This is a genomic window from Novosphingobium sp. BF6, from assembly GCF_058273105.1.
This window is the reverse complement of record NZ_CM177776.1, coordinates 358,745-377,588: the sequence shown is the minus strand read 5'-3', so window position 1 is coordinate 377,588 and position 18,844 is coordinate 358,745. Positions and strand designations below refer to the sequence as shown.

The window sequence follows — 18,844 nt, the reverse complement described above, 5'->3', positions numbered from 1 at the left end:
CTGAACATGGCGGCCGGGGCGTCAGGTCGCGGCCGGGATCGAAAAGCGGAATCGCGCACCTCCTTCAGCCCGGTTCGCGGCCTCGATGGCGCCCCCGTGCTGCTCGACGATGGACCGGCTGATCGCCAGGCCGATACCCATGCCGTCGTCCCGGCTGCTGAAGAACGGTTCGAATATCTCGCGCGGATCGCTGAGCAGTCCGGTTCCGCTGTCGGCGACTTCCACCGTGACCATGTCGCCCTGGCGGAAGGCGTCGATCCACACGTCGCGGGGGCTCTCGGGCGCTTGGGAGATAGCCTTGCGCGCATTGAGGATCAGGTTGACCAACACTTGCTGCAACAGGATGCGGTCGCCGGTGATGCGGGGAAGATCGGGCGCGGCGCTGAGGTGGAGCGTGACCGCACTTTCGCGCAGTTCCAGGTCCAGCAGACCGGCGGTCTCCCGAATCAGGGTCTGCACGTCGAGTTCGGTCTGCTCGGATTCGCCCTTTCGGAACAGCCGGCGGACTCTGGCCACGACATCCGCCGCGCGGGTGCCGCTCAGCGCGATCTTGTTCAGGCAGTCCGCCACTTCGACGGCATCGGGTGCCTCGCGCGCAAGCCAGCGCTTGCCGGAACTGGCGAAGGCGGTGATCGCGGTCAGCGGCTGGTTGATCTCGTGGGCGATGAAAGCCGCGACCTGGCCGAGCGTGGTGGCGCGATTGACTTCGGTCAGTTCGCTCTGAGCTTGTGCCATGCGGCGGTGCAGGCGATTGCGTTCGGTGACGTTGACCGCCAGCATCAGCAGGCGGCTCCAGCTGTCGTCGTCCTCCAGCAGGGTGAGGCGGAGCACGACATCGACGAGCGCGCCGGTCTCGGTCAGGAACTGCGCTTCTTCCTCGATATCGCGCTGCCCCGCCGCCAGCGCGCGGAGCAGGCGGCCGAGAGACTGTTCGGCCGCCGGTGTGTGGAAGCGCAGGAGCGAGTGACCGATCAGGCCTTGGGCCCGGGCAACTCCGAACAACTGCACGGCCGCATCGTTGGCATCCCTGACGGTGGCCTTGGCCGCGACCCGGTTGATGACTTCGATATCGACGGTCCCGGCCTGCGCCATCGTCGCGCGGGCGGCGGAGAGGTCGATTTCCAGCATGGGCAGGCCGGCCGCGTGGAAGATCGTATGGTAGCGCTCTTCGGACTGGCGCCGGGCGGCGGCCTCGGCGCGCTGCTGGGTGACATCCGCGCTGGTCTCGAAAATGCCGGTCTCGCGGCCGAGATGGTCGAGGCGGGCGAGCCAGCGGCTTTCGAGGAGGATGCGGCGCCCGTCCTTGCGGACCCGGCTGATCTCGCCCGACCAGCTTCCCACCATGTCGATCACGGTCTTGGGATCGCCGGTGGCCTGGGTTTGCAGAAGCTGCCGCGCGGATTGCCCCAGAGCTTCCGCTCGGGTCCAGCCGTAGAGCTGCTCCGCCCCTTCGTTCCAGTACTGGATCGTATCGTCCGGTCCCCGCACCACGACGGTATCGTGGGTCAATTCGAGCATTCTGGCCTGCTCGGCCAGCGTATCGCGTGCCGAGCGATGGCGGACCGACAGCATCGTTATCATGCAGATGGCGAACAGCGAGACGCCCAGCCGCATGGCGGGCGATCCGAAGGGGGCGGCCCAATGGCTGTACAGGAAGCCGATGAAGGTCAGGACGCTGCACGCGATTCCGGCCATGACCGTGGCGGCGCGCCTGTTCGACCAGGAAGCGATCAGGACGGTCGAGGTGTAGAGGACCGCGACCGCGCCTTGCAATGGACTGAAGATGTCGAGAGCAAGGACGGTCAGGCCGGAAATCAGCGCGGCCAGACAGATCGATCGATCCGATCGCATGAGCGGCCTGCCTCTCAACTTCCCTGTGATCCTGACAAAACGCACCCGACCAAATCCACGGATGCCTCGGCAATATCGCCGCATCCTTTGAACTGTGCCGGACCGGCGATCGCACCGCATGCGAGCGGAAACGTTCATGGCCGACACTATCGACGGTTATGCCGGGTATCGTGCAGCGGCGGAACTATACGCTGGTTGGGGGCGCTCCCCGGCGAGGGCGCGCGTCATCCGGTCAGAGGCCATCCCGCTGGTGATGACGAATCTGCGAATCGAAACGGTCCGAATCCGGCCGGAAGGACCCGCAAAGAGAGGCGATCGGTTAAATCACTTCGTTAGCTAACAACAATCTGCACGGAATTGGACTGAATGTGCGTTGGGGCGCGAACCTCTATTAATGGGAAGAATCCCAGATTTTCGACGAATCAAAACGATTGCAATAAATGATGAAGAAGGCTTTTGGCCGTAAAAATGTCCCAAAACGGGCAATCTAACCGTTAGCGAATATTTTATGATTGCTTCACCTATTAAGCCTTCCTAAGTCCTCGACCGCGCCCGGTGCGGGGCGTCCAGTTGCGAGCGGCAGGAGGCTGATCGCGCCGGTCATGCATTAAGCGGGGGGCTTAATGATGTTCGATCGTTTGTGGCGGCTGTCGCATGCCGTCTTCAGGGTCCGCAGCGCCTTGCTGCTCGCGCTTTCATGGGCGCTGCTCCTTTCTGGAGCGGGGCCGGTTCGGGCCGCCACGGATTCGGTGGCGATCGATGTCGTCGCGCGGATCAAGGAGCGCTGCGGTTTCGCCTCCGGCGCTCCTGCCGGCATTACGGCGCCGCGCGATCTGGAAAGTGCCGCAAACTTCTCCCTCGCGATCGGTCTCGATTGCAACACGCCCTATGCACTCGGCGTCACCTCGCAGCGCGGCGCGTTGACGAACGTGGATGCCGCCGACGACGGCTCCGGCTTTTCGTTCAGCAAGCGCTACCGGGTCTCGTTGGCGCTCAATACCGATCGGGGCATCGTTCGCAGCGCACCCTGCATTTCCGACGAGATGGCCGACGGCGGCCGCTGTGCCTTCGCCACGCTGATGCCCGGTCGGGGCCTTCGGTCCGGTGCGGGCATCAGCGTGGGCCGCAATGCGGTGATTTCGATCGACTGGGCGGCGCAGGCCTCCGCCCAACCCCGCCTCGCGGCGGGGCATTACAAGGATACTCTCATTCTGGTGGTTGGACCACGCGCATAACTGCAGTCCTCCAGCATGAAGGGCGGGGCGTTGGGTCGGCGCGTCGCTCAATCATCGGCCACCTGTCCCGGTAGCCGGTGCACGTCGCAAGACCCGCGAAAGCGGTCTTCAATCCTCCGGCGCGTTCCTGCGCCAAATGTACCCTAGGAGCTGAATATGAAGCGTTCGATCCTCGCCGCCACTGCGGCAGCCGTTTTCGCCCTTGCCGCCGGTTCGGCCCAGGCCGCCACCACCAGCATCGACATCAATGCCCAGGTCGACAGCAAGTGCGGTATCTCCTCGCAGGCTTCGTCGATCTCGCTCGGTGACCTGACCGACGCCAATGCCAAGATCCGTTCGACCGTCACCGAGGAAATCGCCCAGAAGTTGACCGACGCCCGCGTCGTCGCCTTCTGCAACAACGGCGGCAGCAACGTGAAGGTCGAGCGTGCGGTTCTCGCCCTCCAGGGCGCGAGCGGCAACGGCCTGGCACAGGGCGATTTCGCCCAGTTCATCCGCTACAACCTCGACACCTCGATCAACGGTCTGGCGCTTGACTCGACCTCGACCGACGGCGGTTCGACCGTTGCCCAGCGCTTCGGCGGCCACGACAGCCTGAGCTCGGCCGCCACGCGCGTCCAGTTCGTGAAGGCCGCCAACCAGGGCGCCGCCGTCGCCACCTCGAACGGTTCCAACCGCACCGCCACCAACTGGTCGTCGCTGACCGATCGTCGGCTGGCTGCCGGCACCTACTCGGGTTACGTCTCGATCGAGCTGACCCCGGCTGCCTGATGTCGTCCGGGGGCGGGCCTTCGCGCCTGCCCCCGGCTTCTTTCCGAGAAGACTTCCATGATCCCGCATCCTGCCCGGCGCGTCCTGCGTCCGTTGCTGTCGTGGCTTGCCCTGCTGGCAACCACCGGTCCCAGTCTGGCGCTGAACGTCCAGCCCGTCGTGGTCGACCTGCAAACGGCGGGGCGCCGCACTTCGGCCGTCGTCACCCTGCAGAACACCTTCCCGGACACCGTGCCGGTGGAAGTGACGGTCCACCCCGTTCGCGTCGTGGACGGCGAACTGCGCGAGGCGGAGGATGTGGAGAGCGACGATGTCCTCGTATTCCCCAGCCAGGCCACGCTTGCGGGCAACCAGTCGCAGGCGTTTCGCGTGCAGTGGATCGGCCAGCCGCTGGAAGGCGAAAGCCGCCATTTCTACGTGACCATCGCCCAGCTACCGGTCGCCATGCCGGAAAGCCAGAATGCGATCCAGGTCTTGCACCGTTTCAAGGTCCTCGTCAGCGTCGGGACCAACGGCGAAGCGCCCGCGCTGAAAGTGGTCGAGGCCAAGGTCGGCACCGATGCCGCCGGAAAGCCGCAGCCGATCCTGACGGTCGCCAACGACGGCACCAGCTACGGCTACGTCGCCACCAACCGGATGACCGTGATCGAGCGCCGCGCCGACGGTTCCGAGGCCTATCGCAAGACTTTCGAACCGGAGGAAATCCGCGAAAGCATGGGCCTTGGTCTCGTGCCCTCGAAGGCCAGTCGGATTTTCCCGATCAATGTCGAACTCCCCGAAGCCTCCGGCACGCTGTCGGTCGAGCTGAATTCGGCCGGAAGCAAATGACGCCGTGCCGGATCGCCGCGCTCTCTATCTTCTCGGCCTGGCAGGCCTTGCACCGGGACTGACGCCGTTCGGCTCGCTGGCCGCGCACGCGCGGACGAGTGCGCCTGCACGTCTGGTAACGCATACCGCACCCTTTCGCGGCATGACCGCGGCGATTTTGCCGGTGCCGGTCTGGGACGTGATGCCGACACCCGCCTGGGAGACACCGCCCACGGCGTCCGGGCATCGGCAGGCTCGCCTCAACAGCACCGGGCGCGACATTCCGATGGGCGGTCCGCTGACCGACAATGGTTTCGTGCTTGGCGAAGTGTCCTACACTCTGGCGGCCGACGATCGTATCCTGGTCGATACCGCCGAATTCCTGGCCCTCTTGCGCGGCGTCCTGTCCGCCGAGGCCTGGTCGCGGATCGCCGAAGCGGTGGACGGCAGGCCCGATATAGCCACCACCGAGCTTGCAGCGCTGGGCGTGACGCTGGCTTACGATCAGGCCAGCCTCGGCCTGACGATGACGCTGGACCCTGCCTTGCGCCAGCGCCAGTCGATCCGGGTCATGGGGGGGTACGATCCCGTCGCAGGGCCGGTCCAGACGCCCGCCGACCTGTCCGCCTATTTCACGGCCTTCGTCAACAGCGACTACGTGCACAAGGGGGCCGGCACCGGCTTCGTCACGCCCAACGTAGTCTTCGACAGCGCGGTGCGGGTGCGGGGACTGGTGCTGGAAAACGAAGGCAGCATCCAGGACAGGTTCCGGCGCGAGGGCACGCGCATCGTCTATGACGACGAGCGGCGCACCGCCCGCTACACCGCCGGCGACCTCGAGCCGGTCTCGCGCGGGTTCTCCGGATCGAGCCCGATGGCGGGGCTTTCGCTTTCGCGCGTCTATGCGGACCTCGATCCGCAGCGCAACATCCAGCCGCGCGGACAGCGATCCTTCACCCTTACCCGCGCCTCGACGGTCGAAACCATCGTCAACGGACAGTCGGTGCAGGTGACGCGGCTCAACCCCGGCACTTACGACATCGGCGATTTCCCCTTCGCGCAGGGCGCCAATGACGTGCGGCTGGTCGTGCGCGACGACAGCGGGCGGGAAAACGTGATCGCCTTCTCGATCAATTTCGACCGCACGCTGCTGGCTGCCGGATTGAGCGAGTTCGGGTTCTACGGCGGCGTCAAGGCACCGTTCCGCACAGGCGGCCGCCATTACAGCGGGGCGCCGGTCGCATCGGGCTTCTATCGCCGCGGCCTGACCGAGGAACTGACGGTGGGCGCCAACTTCCAGGCCCAGCGCCGGGGCGGCGTGGGCGGGGCCGAAGTGGTCTGGGCCTCGCCGATCGGCACCCTGGCTTTCAATCTTGCCGGATCGCACAATGTCGATGTGGGGCAGGGTTATGCGGTGAACATCGGCTACGAGCTTTCGCGCGTGGGCAGTGGCAGCAATGCCCGCTCGCTGACCGCCTCGGTCCAGGCGACGAGCCGGAACTTCGCGCTGCCGGACAGTCTTTCCGCCAGCAATCCTTACGCTCTGGACATTGGCGCGACGTATTCCCAGTCGCTCGGCGCCGATCACTATTTCAGCCTCGACGGCTTCCATTCGATCGGGCGCGGCGGCAGGCGGGACCAGTCCACCGCCCGTGCCACTTATGGATGGCGGCCCAATCCGCGACTGCTGCTGACGGCGGAAGCGTCCTATCGCCGCAGCGAGCGCAATTCCGGGCCAGGCGCGCGAATCTCGCTGATCTACCGCTTCGACCGCAGCTCCAGCGTCACCACCGATCTCGATACCCAGCGCGAGCGCGCCCGTGTCAGCTACCAGCGCTCTAGCGGCACCGGAGTGGGGTCGTACAACGCCTCGGCCAATGTCGACCGGGTCGAGGATTCGGTGGGCGTCAACGCCGCCGTCAACGTGCTGACCAACCGCGCGGAACTGGGCGCGGCGCACAATACCGCGTTCTCGAACGGCGGCGCCATCATCGACCAGCGCACCTCGCTGCGGGCGGCCTTCTCGCTGGCCTATGCCGGGGGCAGCCTCGCGCTGTCGCGCCCGATCTACGACAGTTTCGCGATTCTGAAGTCCCATGCCTCGCTGGAAGGCAAGGCTGTCTACATCGATCCGCGCAAGAACGAGTACATGGCGAAATCCGGCCTGTTCGGCGGCGCGGTGATGCCGCAGCTGACTTCCTATTCGCCGCGCCTCCTGACTTACGACGTGCCCGAGGCGCCCTCGGGCTACGATATCGGCACCGGCATCGTCCAGGTCCGGCCGCCCTATCGTGCAGGCTATCTCGTCACGATCGGTTCCGATTACTTCGTCACGTATACCGGGCAGCTGCTGAAGCCCGACGGTGCCCCGCTCGAACTCGTGGGCGGCAGCGCCTTCGAAGTGGCGGTGCCGGACCATGCGCCGGTGCAGATGTTCACCAACCGCTCCGGTCACTTCGCGGTACAGGGCCTGCGCGCGGGCCAATGGCGCATCGAAATGCCGACCGACGCGGGCAAGCTCGTCTACCTGATCGACGTGACGACAACGCAGGCCGCCTTGCAGCGCGGCGGTGCACTGAAGCCGGAGGGAACCCCATGAAGATCGCCGCCACGCTCCTGACCTGCGGCGTCGTCGCCTTGGCCCTGCCGCAGGCCGCCAAAGCCAACTGCGCCGATTTCCGCGCTTCCGCCAGCGAACTTACGCTGGACTACGACCCGTTCGACCGGGCCGAGATCGAGCGTGCCTTCACCATTCACGTCCGGCGGCTGGACCCGCGGGTGACCGCCGTGCGCCTCGTCCTCGCCAATCCGGGGGCGATCAACCGCGGTGCCGCTCTGGGGCGCAACAGCTCGGTCCGCTACGACATTCGCTGGGTCCGCGATACGGGCCGCATGGTGCTGGTCTCCGGCGCGGAGCAGCCGAATGCGACGAACGGCGCGCTGGTCCAGTTCTCGCCCGGTGCCGGGGGCGACAATGTCAACGAGACGTTCCGCATCCAGGTTCCGGCAGGGCAGGGGATCGTCGCCGGGAACTACTACCAGCCGCTCGAGCTGCGCTTCGTGTGCCTGGCCGGGCGGGACGAACTGGATCGCGGCATGCAGCTCGGCAGCCAGGTCGCGGTCGACCTGACGGTGCCGGAGCGTATCGCCACGTTCGTGGGATCGATGGGCATCCAGCGCGGTCGCATCGATTTCGGCGATGTCGACGGTTCGGGCGGCAATCTCACGCGCGGGCTGACGGTGACCGCGCAGTCCACGGTGCCTTACGAGATTCGCGTGGCCGAGGAGCGCGGCGCCCTGAAACGCTTCGACGGCGACGAGGCCGCACTGCCCTATGCGCTCAAGGTTTCGGGCTTTCCGGTGTCCGACCGGTCGATGATCGCCTGCAGCCAGACTCCCGCGCCCGGCGGACGGAACCACGGCGTACAGGTGGAGCTGGCGGGCAAGGACCTGCAACGCCTTCCGGCAGGCCAGTATGCCGATGTCATCACGCTGACATTCTCGCCGCGCCTGGGTCTCTCGGGCGGCGAGGGCTGCTCCTCGGTCCGGCCTTAGAGCATTTTCTAACCGGGTGGATCACCCGATGACTCGGAAACTGCTCTAGAACACCTCGCCCTTGGGTTCGGCTTCGAGGCTGAGGTTCATGTCCTGCGAAGGCGCTTGGTTCAGGATCAGCCGCAGCTGCCGTTCGCGGAAGGCCGGCGCGCGGTTGTCGACGATGACGGTATGGGTCCGGTCCGAGGCGAGGGGTACGGGAACGCCGCCGACTTCGACCCAGGCATCGACCAGCCCGGCCGGATGGTTCAGCGTCACGGTATAGCCCGCCAGACTGTTGCAAAGCTCGTGGATCGTGCCGAGGTCGTTGGCGCCTGCTTGGATTGCATGTGCGGGCGCGGCGGCCATGGTGACGCGGCAGACCGTCGGTACGCGACCGGACACGGCGATGGAGGCCCCGTCATAGGCGGTGGCAGCGGTCGTCGGCAGCAGCAGCGCGGTCGGCATGAGGACCAAGGCCAGCGGCAGTGCGTAACGCTTCATTCCAGACATCGACATACGATCCTCCTGATGAAACCGACTATCGCTGTCCGGACTGAAACTACCGTATAATACCATAGTTAATGGGCGCTAAACCCGGTGTTATCACTTAATTCACGGTCGCCTGGGACATCTCCCTAACGGCCCGGTCATGGCATGGTTGCCTATTCAGACCCGTCTGTTCGGCCGCGACCGGCTGTAGAATTTGCCAGTCGCTGACCGGCCCTTGCCGCGATCGATGCCATGCCCAGCGGGACGCCGCTGCTGGAGTTTCCCGATATCGCCCCGCGCGGACTGCGGCATTTCTCATCCCGGCGGGCGTGATCGGTGCGGTGCCGCCGTCCGGCATGGCGATGCGCGCCTTGCCTCGGTGCGCAACACATACCGAAATATGATAGGACGTCGCGGCACGCTCGACGAAAAGACGCGGATGTCAGGGGAAAGGCGGCAATCTGTGGAGGACATGCCTTCACCTTCATCTCTTCGCGCGGCGTTCGGGCCTTTCGTCCTCCATGCGGGCGAACGCCTGCTTACCCGAGACGGCGTACCGGTCGAGATCGGCGGGCGCTCGCTCGATCTGCTGACGGCGCTCGTCGAACGGGCCGGGGCGGTCGTCGGCAAGCGCGATCTGCTGCGCCGGGTCTGGCCCGATGTCGTCGTCGAGGATGGCAGCTTGCGGTTTCACATGGCGGCGCTGCGCAAGACGCTTGGCGAAGGCGTGGACGGTGCGCGCTACATCAGCACCCAGGTCGGTGTCGGCTATGCTTTCGTCGCCCGGATTTCTCCTCGGGCCGGACGCGAGGTGACGGCGCAGCCGCGCGCCGGGACGATGGCGCGCCCGCAATCCGCCCCTCCGCTGCCGGGCAGAATGCGCCGCCTGCTGGGGCGTGACGCGGATGTGGATTTCCTGATCGCACTGCTCGGCGAACACAAGCTCTGCGCCATCGTCGGTGCGGCGGGAGTCGGCAAGACGACGCTGGCGGTGGAAGTGGGGCACCGGGTGCTGGGGGCGTTTTCGGGCCGGGTCCACTTCGTCGATCTCGGCGCGCTGGAACGGTCAGAACTCGTGCCTTCGGCGATCGCCGAAGCCTTGGGCATTCCCGTACAGGCGGAAGATCCGCTGGTCGTCGTGCTTGGCCACTTGCGCGACCAGCGGCTGCTGCTGGTCCTCGACAATTGTGAGCACCTGATCGACGCGGTCTCCAATACGGCGGAGCGGATCGGCGAGGCCGCGCCCGAGGTGCGCATTCTGGCAACCAGCCGGGAGCCGCTGCGGATCGTCGGCGAGCAGGTTCACTGGCTCGGCGCGCTGGCCTATCCGGGGGACCGGGCGGATGCCTTGGGGCCGGAGCAACTGGCGGCCTTTCCCGCCGTCGAACTGTTCGTCGAGCGGGCCGTGGCGGCGAACAGCGGGTTTCGTGTCGACCGGGAGGCGGTGCGGGGGATCGCCGATCTCTGCGCCCGGCTCGACGGCATGGCCCTGCCCATCGAACTGACCGCAGCACGCGCCGCCGTGCACGGGCTGGAGGCGACCGCGCGGATGCTGGGCGCGCGTTTCAGTCTTGGCTGGACGGGGCGGCGCACGGCCGTCGCGCGGCAGCAGACGCTCCAGGCGACGCTCGACTGGAGCTACGATCTCCTGTCCGAGACCGAGCGGCGGACGATCGAGCGCCTCTCGGTGTTCCTCGGACCGTTCTCGCTGGAGGCGGCGCTGGCGGTCGTGGCGGGGGACGATCTCGATGCGCCGGCCGTGGCCATGGCGCTCGATGCGCTGATCGCCAAGTCGCTGGTTGCGGCCGATCGCGGCGGCGGACCGAATGCCTATCGGCTGCTGGAAATGACTCGCGCCCATGCGCAGGACAAGCTGCGTGGGCGCGGTTCCGGCGAGGCTGGCGCCGCCGCACGCCGTCATGCCGCCTTCTATCTGGCGCTGCTGGAAGACATTCGCGCGGAAGACGGCAGCTATTCCCGCGGCCGCATCCGCATCGTCGGCCAGATCGGCAATATCCGCAGCGCGCTGGCCACCTGTTTCGACAACGGCGAGGATCCGGAGCAGGCCTTGCGGCTCAGTGCCGTCAGTGCGCCGATCTTCCTTGAAATGTCGCTGCTGGCGGAAAGCCGGGACTGGTGCGCCCGCGGGCTCGCGCTGCTGGACGGCGACACGACCGGAACCCCGGAAGAGTACGAGCTTCAGGCCACGCTGGGGCTCACGCTCATGTTCACGCGCGGCAACAGCGATGCCGTGGAAACGGCGCTGCGGCGGGCCCTGGCGATAGCGGTCTCGCTGGGCGACGCACGGCGGCAGCTGCGCCTGCTCGGGCGGTTGCATATCTTCCACGAGCGCATCGGCGACTATGCCGTCGCCCACGAATGGGCTGAGATGGCGCTGGCGGTGGCCGCGACGCTCGACGATCCGGAGGCGAGCGCGGTTGCTGCCTCGCTGTCGGGCATATCGCATCATCTCGGCGGCGACCAGAAGCTGGCGCGCGAACATCTGGAGCGGGCGGTGCGGCTTTCCCTGCCGTCCGAACGGTGGCGCACGATCCACTACGGTTTCGATCATCGCAACCGTTCGATCATCGCCCTGGCGCGCACGTTCTGGCTGCTCGGCCATGCCGACCGGGCGCGCCTGTTGGCGGAAGAGGCGGTGCGGGAAGCGGAGCGGCTGGATCATCCGACGACTCATTGCATCGCGCTGATCTGGGCGCTGCCGATCCATATCGCGACGGGCGACCTCGCCCGTGCGGCGGTCACGCTCGACACGTTCGAAACGGCGGCGCGGCGCAATGCCTTCGCGCCCTATATCGCTGCCGTGGGCGGCCTGCGCGGCAATCAGGCCTTGCGGAAAGGCGATTGGCGCGCGGCGCTGGACGGGGTGGGCGATAGCCTGATGCGATTGCAAGCCTTGCGCTACGATCTGTTGACGACCTCCTTCTCCTCCACCCTGACTTTGGCGCTGATCCGGGCCGGACGGCGCGAAGAGGCGCGCGAAAGGATCGATGCCGCCCTTGCGCGCTGTGCGGCCAATGGCGAGCATATCTACACCCCCAATCTGCTGCGGATCAAAGCGGCGATCCTTGCCGAAGGATCTGCGGAAGAGGCCGGACAAGCCCTCGCGCTGCTGGAGGAAGCTCTGGCATGGAGCCGCCGTCAGGGCGCGCTGGCCTGGGAGTTGTGGATCATGCTCGATATGGTGCCCTTGCTCGCCGCGCGGGGGCGGGGCGGCGAAGCGCTGGGGCGGCTGACAACCCTGCGCGCGGCCTTTACCGAAGGCTTCGACACCAGCGATCTCCGCCGCGCGGATGCCGTGCTGGAAGAGCTGCGCAAGGATATGACATCCGGCGCCGAGACCGCCTCGCGAAACCAAATGTAACTCTCAGTCCACCCAATTTCACAACCTCTTCGGTAGAGGCCGCGCCCGCCTGCGCCGGTTGCGATGACGCGGCGGGCAGTGAAGAGGGACGATCACCGATGGCCGGCCATTCCCCCCAGCGGATAGACTGGGGCACATTCCTGGGTTGGGCGCGCGGCGTGCTGGCGCCCGACCGCGCCTTCATGACGATGGCGATGATCTACGGCGCGGCGATCGGCCTGCTGTCGCTGGCGACGCCGATCTCCGTGCAGATGCTGATCAACTCGGTGGCGAACACCGCCCTGCCGGTGCCGCTGTTCACGCTGGCTGCCGTACTGTTCGGCCTGCTGGCGCTGTGGTCGCTGCTCGGCGCGCTGCGCAGCTATGTGATGGAGATCTTCCGTCGCCGCCTCTTCGCGCGCTCGGTGGCCGAGATCACGCTTCAGGCGGTTCATGCCCAGAACCCGTTCTTCCAGGACGAGCGCCGGGGCGACCTGTTCAACCGCTTCTTCGAGGTGGCCACCGTCCAGAAGGCGGTGCCCTCGCTGCTGATCGGCGGCTTCACGATCTTCTTCCAGGCGATGATCGGCTTCATCGTCACCTCGTTCTACCACCCGGTATTCCTGGCCTTCAATCTGCTCTTCGTGCTGGCGGTCTGGATCATCTGGAAGATCTGGGCCCGCGCCGCGATGGAAAGCGGCGTGGCGCTGAGCCACCGCAAGTACGAGACCGCGCACTGGCTGGAAAGCGTGGGCGCCTCCAACGGCTTCTACAAATCCAGCCGCCATCTCGACTATGCGATGGACATGTCGGAGATGCGCACGGCGGCCTATGTCGATGCGCACCGCGAGCATTTCCGCGCGACTTTCCCGCAGAGCGTGGCGCTGCTGCTGCTCTATGCGCTGGCCAGCGCGGCCTTGCTGGCGCTGGGCGGCTGGCTGGTCATTCGCGGCCAGCTCTCGATCGGCCAGCTGGTCGCGGCGGAGCTGATCCTGTCGAGTGTGTTCTACGGCGCGGCGCAGCTCGGGCCTTATCTCGACACGTTCTACGATCTGGTCGCGGCGGTCGAGGAACTCTCGCTGTTCCATGCCATCCCTGTCGAGGACATGGCCCCGCGCGGCGAGGGCGATGCCCGGCCGCGCGACGGCGGCCTGTCGCTGCGCCGGGTGGCGATCGCCGCCGCGGGGGACCGTGCGCGCTTCGATCTCGACATCCCCTCGGGCACCCACGCGGTGGCGGCAAGCGATCCGGGGATCGACCGGCTGCTCAGCCGCATGCTCAAGCGCCATTACCGCCCCGACGAGGGGCTCGTCACGCTCGGCGGCGCCGATATCGCCGCGCTCAACATCTACCGCCTGCGCAGCGACGTGATCGTGCTTGACCGCCCGGACATCGTCGAAAGCACCATCCGCGACTACTTGCGTCTCGCCAATCCGCAGGCCGACCCGGCGCAAGTGCTGGACGTGCTGGATCTCGTGGGGCTGGGCGACCGGATCGTCAGCCTCGACGGCGGCATGGACTGCCTGCTGTCCTCCAGCGGCTGGCCGCTGACGCGCGCGGAGACGATGCGCCTCAAGCTGGCGGGCGCCCTGCTGGCCCGCCCGCGCGTGCTCATCCTCTCGGGCCTGTTCGACATGGTGCCGGTGGAGGAGCTGCGCCCCGCTTTGAAGGGGCTGGACGACCGCGAGACGACGATCATCGTCTTCACCTGCCGCCCAGATGCTTTCGAGTTCGACCACATGCTCTGGCTTGGACGGGATTCCCAATTGCTGACACAGGACCGCGCGGCCTTCGCCGCCGCCCGCAACGCCGCGAAAGCCCGTAACTCCGCGGAAGGAGGCTTCCATGCCCTTCCGCGATGATCACATTGTTCATTTCAAGACGCTCCAGAGCCTGCGTCCGCCTCGCCCCGCGCGGGTGCTGGGCTGGATACTGCTGATCGCGATGGCCATCGTCGTCGCCTTCCTGCTGCTGGTGCCCTGGCAGCAGACGTCGAACGGCAACGGCTCGGTCATCGCGCTCGACCCGCGCGACCGGGTGCAGAACATTACCGCGCTCGTCCCCGGACGGGTCGAGGAATGGTACGTGACCGACGGCGAACTGGTGAAGAAGGGCGACCGTATCGCCCGCATCGCCGACAACGATCCCAACCTGATCGCCCGCCTCCAGGCCGAGCGCGCGCAAGTCGATGCCGAGATCGCCGCGACCCGTCAGGCGATGGGCGTGGCCCAGCGCGACGTCGGGCGCATGCAGCAGCTCTATGGCGAAGGGCTGGCGCCGCGCCGCGATCTCGAACTCGCGCAGATCAAGGTGGCCGACTACGGCGCCAAAGTCGCCAAGAGCCTGGCCGACCGCAACCGGCTGGACATCAACATCAACCGTCAGTCGGTGCAGATGGTCCATGCCCCGCGCGACGGGCGCATCCTGCGCATTCTCGGCGGCGACAGTGCCACGATGGTCAAGGAAGGCGACGTGATCGCCACTTTCGCACCCGAACAGGCGGTGCGCGTGGTGGAACTCTACGTCGACGGGCGCGATGTGCCGCTGATCCATCCGGGCCGCCCGGTGCGCATGGAGTTCGAGGGCTGGCCGGCGATCCAGTTCAGCGGCTGGCCCTCGGTGGCGGTCGGCATGTTCGACGGACAGGTGCGGGCGATCGACGTTTCCGCTTCCGCCAACGGACTGTTCCGCGTGCTGGTGGAGCAGAAGCCGGGCGCGCGGCCCTGGCCGAAGGAGCCGTTCGTGCGTCTCGGTGCCAAAGTGCGCGGCTGGGTGATGATGGACACCGTGTCGAGCGGCTACGAACTCTGGCGCCTGCTCAACGACTTCCCGCTGCAATATCCGGTGAGCGCCCTCGAAGCGGGCACTTATGCGGGCAGCGTGAGCGGGAAAGACAGCTCCGCCGGGAAGGAAGGCGGCAATGCCAAGTAAGCGCCTTGCTATTTGGCTGTTGGCGGCCGGTTTCGGCGCGCTCGCCGTGCCCTTGGCGGCCCAGCAGATCGCGCCCTTGCCCCGGCCCGCGCCGGTCGATGCGCCGGTGCTGCAACTGGACGACCTGCTCGCCAACTCCGCCCGGCAATCGCCGCAGATCATCGAGGCGCTGGCCCGCACCCGCGCCGCCGATGCCAGGCGGCTGACGGCGGAGGGTGCCTTCGACACGGTCTTCTCCGCCGAGGGCGGATCGCGGCTGATCGGGTACTACGGCGGCACATATGCGGATGCGAAAGTGGCGCGCCCGCTGGAGAACTGGGGCGGCCAGGTTTACGGCGGCTACCGCGCGTCGAGTGGCCGTTTTCCGCTCTACGAAGACAAGAACTACACCAACGAGTTCGGCGAGATCCGCGCGGGCGCAGTGTTCTCCCTGCTGCGCGACCGGATGATCGACGACCGCCGCTTTGGTCGGGTGACGGCGGATGCCGATCGCGCCATGGCCGATGCCGAGCGGCAGATGGTGGCCATCGGCGTTCAGCGCAAGGCGCTCGACGCCTATCTGAACTGGGTGGCGAGCGGCGAGCGGCTCAAGGTCTATCGCCATCTCCTCGACCTTGCGCAGGAGCGTCAGCGAGGCCTCGATCGCGCCTACAAGGCCGGGCTGCGCCCGCGCATCGTCCTGACCGAGAACGACCAGATGGTGCTCCGCCGCCAGGCCATGGTCGTCCAGTCCGAGCAGGCGATGGCCGCCGCCGCCAATGCCCTCTCGCTTTACTGGCGCGACGGCGAGGGCAACCCGACGATCCCGCGCCGCGAACAGTTGCCCGCCGCGCTGCCGGAGCCGGTCGTGACGGCCATGCCGCAGGACCTCCAGCGCCCGGACCTGCTGGTGGCCGAACTGAAGACGCGGCTGGTGCAGGATCGTCTTGCGCTCGACCGCAATGCCCTGCTGCCGCGCCTCGACCTCAACATGGAAGTGGCACGCGACATCGGCGATATCGGCCCCGGCGGCGCCTCGCGCAGCGGCAACGACGTGCGCTTCGGGCTCAAGTTCTCGGTCCCGCTCGAACAGCGCACGGCGCGCGGCAAGCTGATGCAGACCCAGGCGGAACTCGACGCCAACCAGACCCGCGCGCGCTGGCTGGACGAGCAGATCCGCGCCGAAGTGGACGGGATCGCCATCGCCTTCGATGCCGCGACGCAGCTTATCGCCCTGTCCGAGCAGGAAAAGCAGCGCGCGGATACGATGGCGGTGGCCGAGCGGCGCCGGTTCGAGATGGGCGCCAGCGACCTGTTCCTCGTCAACACGCGCGAGGAAACCGCGGCCAGCGTTGCGCTGGGGCTGCTCGACGGCCGGTTGAAACGGCTGGCATCGAGCGCCGACCTGGCCGCTGCCTCGGGCAATGCCGCCGCACTGGGTCTCTGAACAGACACCTTGCATGGTTCGCCCGGCGACGCCAAGGAGCCGGGATGCGTATTGCTCTTTTCGAACCGGAAATCGCCGGAAACGTCGGTGCCGTCCTGCGTCTCGGTGCCTGCATGGGGGCGGCCGTGGATCTCATCGAACCCCTTGGGTTCGAATGGGACGATCGCCGGGTGCGCCGCACGGCGATGGACTATATCGATCATGTGGTCATCCGGCGCCATGCCGATTTCGACGCGTTCAGGGCCACCATCGGGTCGCAGCGGCTGGTGCTGTTCACCACCAAGACCCGGCAGTCGTCCTACGATCTCCGCTACAGGCCCGACGATATCCTGCTGTTCGGAAAGGAAAGCGCAGGCGTTCCCGAAGCGGTTTCCGAGGCCTGCCATGAACGCGTGCGCATTCCCATGCGTCCCGAAGTGCGTTCGATGAACCTGGCGAGTTCGGCGGCGCTTGCTCTGGGCGAAGCCTTGCGCCAGACGGCAAGCCTGCCGGGCTGACGCCTTAGTCTCGACGGCCCGCGCCGAGATGGCTAGAGCGGGGCGCATGACCTCACAGATCACCATCCGCCGCCCCGACGACTGGCATGTGCATCTTCGCGATGGCGAGATGCTGAAAGCGGTCGTCGGCTACACCGCTCGCCAGTTCGCGCGCGCCATCGTCATGCCGAACCTGACTCCGCCGGTCGTCACCGTGGCGGCGGGTGAAGCCTATCGCCAGCGGATCCTCGATTCGCTGCCCGCCGGGTCGGACTTCACGCCGCTGATGGTGGCCTATCTGACCGACGATGCCGATCCGGAAGAGATCGCGCGCGGCTACGAGCAGGGCGTCTTCGCCGCCTGCAAGCTCTACCCCGCCCATGCAACGACCAATTCGGCGCACGGCGTCACCGATATCCGCAAGCTCACCGGCCTGCTGGAGACCATGCAGCGGATCGGGATGCCACTGCTGATCCACGGCGAAGTCACCGACCGCGAGATCGACATCTTCGACCGCGAGGCGGTGTTCGTCGAGCAGGTGCTGGCCCCGCTGGTCCGCGACTATCCGGGGCTGAAGATCGTCCTCGAACACATCACCACGGCGGAAGCGGCCGAGTTCGTCGAAGCGAGCGGCCCGCTGATCGGTGCCACGATCACCCCGCAGCACCTCATCATCAACCGCAACGCGATCTTCGACGGCGGCATTCGCCCTCACGCCTATTGCCTGCCTGTCGCCAAGCGCGAGCGCCATCGTCTGGCCGTGCGCAAGGCGGCGGTTTCGGGATCGCCGAAGTTCTTCCTCGGCACCGACAGCGCCCCCCACGCGATCGGCCGCAAGGAAGCCGCCTGCGGTTGCGCGGGCATCTTCAACGCGCCCTATGCGCTGGAAAGCTATGCCAAGGTGTTCGACGAAGAAGGCGTTCTCGACCGCCTGGAAGGCTTTGCTTCCGAGCATGGTCCCCGCTTCTACGGGCTGCCCCTGAACGAAGGCACGGTAACGCTGAAGCGCGAAGAGGTGACGGTGCCGGAAGTGATCGCCGAGGGCGACCTGCGCATCGTTCCCTTCCACGCGGGCGAGACGCTCCAGTGGCGGCTTATGGACTGAACGACTGCTTATAGGTGATGGGATCGAGGGCTTCTCGCCGTCGATCCCATGCCTTCAGGTGCCCTGACCCGTTACGGCATCGCGGAAGTTCTCGATGGCGGATGTCAGCCGGGCTTCGCCGACATCGAAAATCCAGCGCTCTAGCCGGGGCGCTTTCGCGAGGCCCATTTCGACGAGAGTGCGGCGGGCTTTCAGGGCCTCTGCAAGTCCGCCGGTCATGTGCGCGGGCGCGCCGAGGGTCTGGTCCGGAGCGAGGCCGCTGTCCAGCATTCCCGGCGCGAAGGCGGCGCTCCGCACGCCCAGGGACAGCGCAAATGCACCCGCCGTGCGCAGGGCTTCCCGCAGGTGGGCGGTGGACCAGCCGTCCGGCTCGCCGAGACCGACCAGCAGAAGCGCAGGGGCAAGAACTGCGGCGGGCGGACTGTCCAGTAGCAGGCATTCGCCCGGTTTGCCGGTGAAACTGCCGTTGCGGCGCAATTCCTGCAAACGTCCTTCCAGCGCGGCATCGAGATGGGCAAGTCCGCCGGAGAGCTGCGAACCGGCTTCGCGGGCGAACATGCCCGCACAGGACAGGTCCACCTCCGCGCCGACAGCATCCCACGCCGCGACTTCGATGGAAACGCCGTGTGCGACGCCGACGGGATGAGCAGTGGTCATTCGGATTCCGATCTTTTTGACGGGGTAAGCCCGCGTTTCTTCCTAAAATAGAATGGATCGGGCATTCGGGCGCAATCTTTTCGAATGCGCTGCCCTTTGGTTGCAATTTGTAGAGGAAAGCAGGGTAGTGAAGGTCATTCCGAGGGATCCCCGATCCTGCGGTAGCAACTAGGGATCGCACATGCTTGTTGGCCAGAA

General features: G+C 66.7%; 14 protein-coding genes. 11 read left to right on the top strand and 3 right to left on the bottom strand.

The annotated features are described in order from the left end of the window. Positions 1 to 21 precede the first annotated feature (21 nt). A complete protein-coding gene (locus tag AC4D6D_RS17105; protein ID WP_491328265.1) occupies positions 22 to 1,851 on the bottom strand; it encodes a PAS domain-containing sensor histidine kinase in 1,830 nt (609 codons plus the stop codon). 623 nt (positions 1,852 to 2,474) lie between these two features. Here AC4D6D_RS17105 and AC4D6D_RS17100 point away from each other — a divergent pair. The 5 genes from AC4D6D_RS17100 to AC4D6D_RS17080 all read left to right on the top strand — a co-directional run bounded on the left by AC4D6D_RS17100 (position 2,475) and on the right by AC4D6D_RS17080 (position 8,219). Next, entirely contained in the window at positions 2,475 to 3,086 is a 612-nt protein-coding gene (locus AC4D6D_RS17100) for a hypothetical protein (protein WP_491328264.1), read from the top strand. A gap of 156 nt (positions 3,087 to 3,242) precedes the next feature. Then, positions 3,243 to 3,857, top strand: a complete 615-nt coding sequence (locus tag AC4D6D_RS17095) for a hypothetical protein (protein WP_147217825.1) — start codon at positions 3,243 to 3,245, stop codon at positions 3,855 to 3,857. A gap of 57 nt (positions 3,858 to 3,914) precedes the next feature. Next, positions 3,915 to 4,685 carry a molecular chaperone gene (locus AC4D6D_RS17090; protein ID WP_147217823.1) on the top strand — a complete coding sequence of 257 codons (771 nt, stop codon included), beginning with the start codon at positions 3,915 to 3,917 and terminating at the stop codon, positions 4,683 to 4,685. A 4-nt stretch (positions 4,686 to 4,689) separates the two neighbouring features. Next, on the top strand, positions 4,690 to 7,263 hold the full coding sequence (locus tag AC4D6D_RS17085) for a fimbria/pilus outer membrane usher protein (protein ID WP_491328263.1): 2,574 nt from the start codon (positions 4,690 to 4,692) through the stop codon (positions 7,261 to 7,263). Continuing rightward, complete coding sequence (locus AC4D6D_RS17080; RefSeq protein ID WP_491328262.1) at positions 7,260 to 8,219, top strand: hypothetical protein; 960 nt, start codon at positions 7,260 to 7,262, stop codon at positions 8,217 to 8,219. Before AC4D6D_RS17085 ends, AC4D6D_RS17080 begins: the two co-directional genes overlap by 4 nt. A gap of 45 nt (positions 8,220 to 8,264) precedes the next feature. Here AC4D6D_RS17080 and AC4D6D_RS17075 read toward each other — a convergent pair whose 3' ends face one another. Further along, the gene (locus AC4D6D_RS17075) at positions 8,265 to 8,711 is read right to left on the bottom strand and encodes a hypothetical protein (RefSeq protein WP_491328261.1); all 447 of its coding nucleotides are present in this window, start codon (positions 8,709 to 8,711) and stop codon (positions 8,265 to 8,267) included. Between the two features lie 451 nt (positions 8,712 to 9,162). On the opposite strand from AC4D6D_RS17075, the gene AC4D6D_RS17070 reads away from it, so the two are divergent. The 6 genes from AC4D6D_RS17070 to pyrC all read left to right on the top strand — a co-directional run bounded on the left by AC4D6D_RS17070 (position 9,163) and on the right by pyrC (position 17,989). After that, complete coding sequence (locus AC4D6D_RS17070; RefSeq protein ID WP_491328260.1) at positions 9,163 to 12,072, top strand: ATP-binding protein; 2,910 nt, start codon at positions 9,163 to 9,165, stop codon at positions 12,070 to 12,072. Between the two features lie 98 nt (positions 12,073 to 12,170). Beyond that, positions 12,171 to 13,913: an ABC transporter transmembrane domain-containing protein gene (locus AC4D6D_RS17065; protein ID WP_491328259.1), complete on the top strand. Its 1,743-nt coding sequence runs from the start codon at positions 12,171 to 12,173 to the stop codon at positions 13,911 to 13,913. Then, positions 13,897 to 14,982 (top strand): HlyD family secretion protein, encoded by a 1,086-nt coding sequence (locus tag AC4D6D_RS17060; protein ID WP_491328258.1) that lies wholly within the window; start codon positions 13,897 to 13,899, stop codon positions 14,980 to 14,982. Before AC4D6D_RS17065 ends, AC4D6D_RS17060 begins: the two co-directional genes overlap by 17 nt. Beyond that, complete coding sequence (locus AC4D6D_RS17055; RefSeq protein WP_491328257.1) at positions 14,972 to 16,408, top strand: TolC family protein; 1,437 nt, start codon at positions 14,972 to 14,974, stop codon at positions 16,406 to 16,408. The genes AC4D6D_RS17060 and AC4D6D_RS17055 overlap by 11 nt, the downstream gene beginning before the upstream one ends. Before the next feature lie 44 nt (positions 16,409 to 16,452). Continuing rightward, the gene (locus tag AC4D6D_RS17050) at positions 16,453 to 16,905 is read left to right on the top strand and encodes a tRNA (cytidine(34)-2'-O)-methyltransferase (protein WP_491328256.1); all 453 of its coding nucleotides are present in this window, start codon (positions 16,453 to 16,455) and stop codon (positions 16,903 to 16,905) included. A 46-nt stretch (positions 16,906 to 16,951) separates the two neighbouring features. Further along, positions 16,952 to 17,989, top strand: coding sequence for a dihydroorotase (gene pyrC / locus AC4D6D_RS17045; RefSeq protein ID WP_491328255.1), 1,038 nt, complete (start codon positions 16,952 to 16,954; stop codon positions 17,987 to 17,989). A gap of 54 nt (positions 17,990 to 18,043) precedes the next feature. On the opposite strand, the gene AC4D6D_RS17040 is transcribed toward pyrC, so the two are convergent. Continuing rightward, on the bottom strand, positions 18,044 to 18,646 hold the full coding sequence (locus tag AC4D6D_RS17040) for a M17 family peptidase N-terminal domain-containing protein (protein WP_491328254.1): 603 nt from the start codon (positions 18,644 to 18,646) through the stop codon (positions 18,044 to 18,046). Between the last annotated feature and the right edge of the window lie 198 nt (positions 18,647 to 18,844).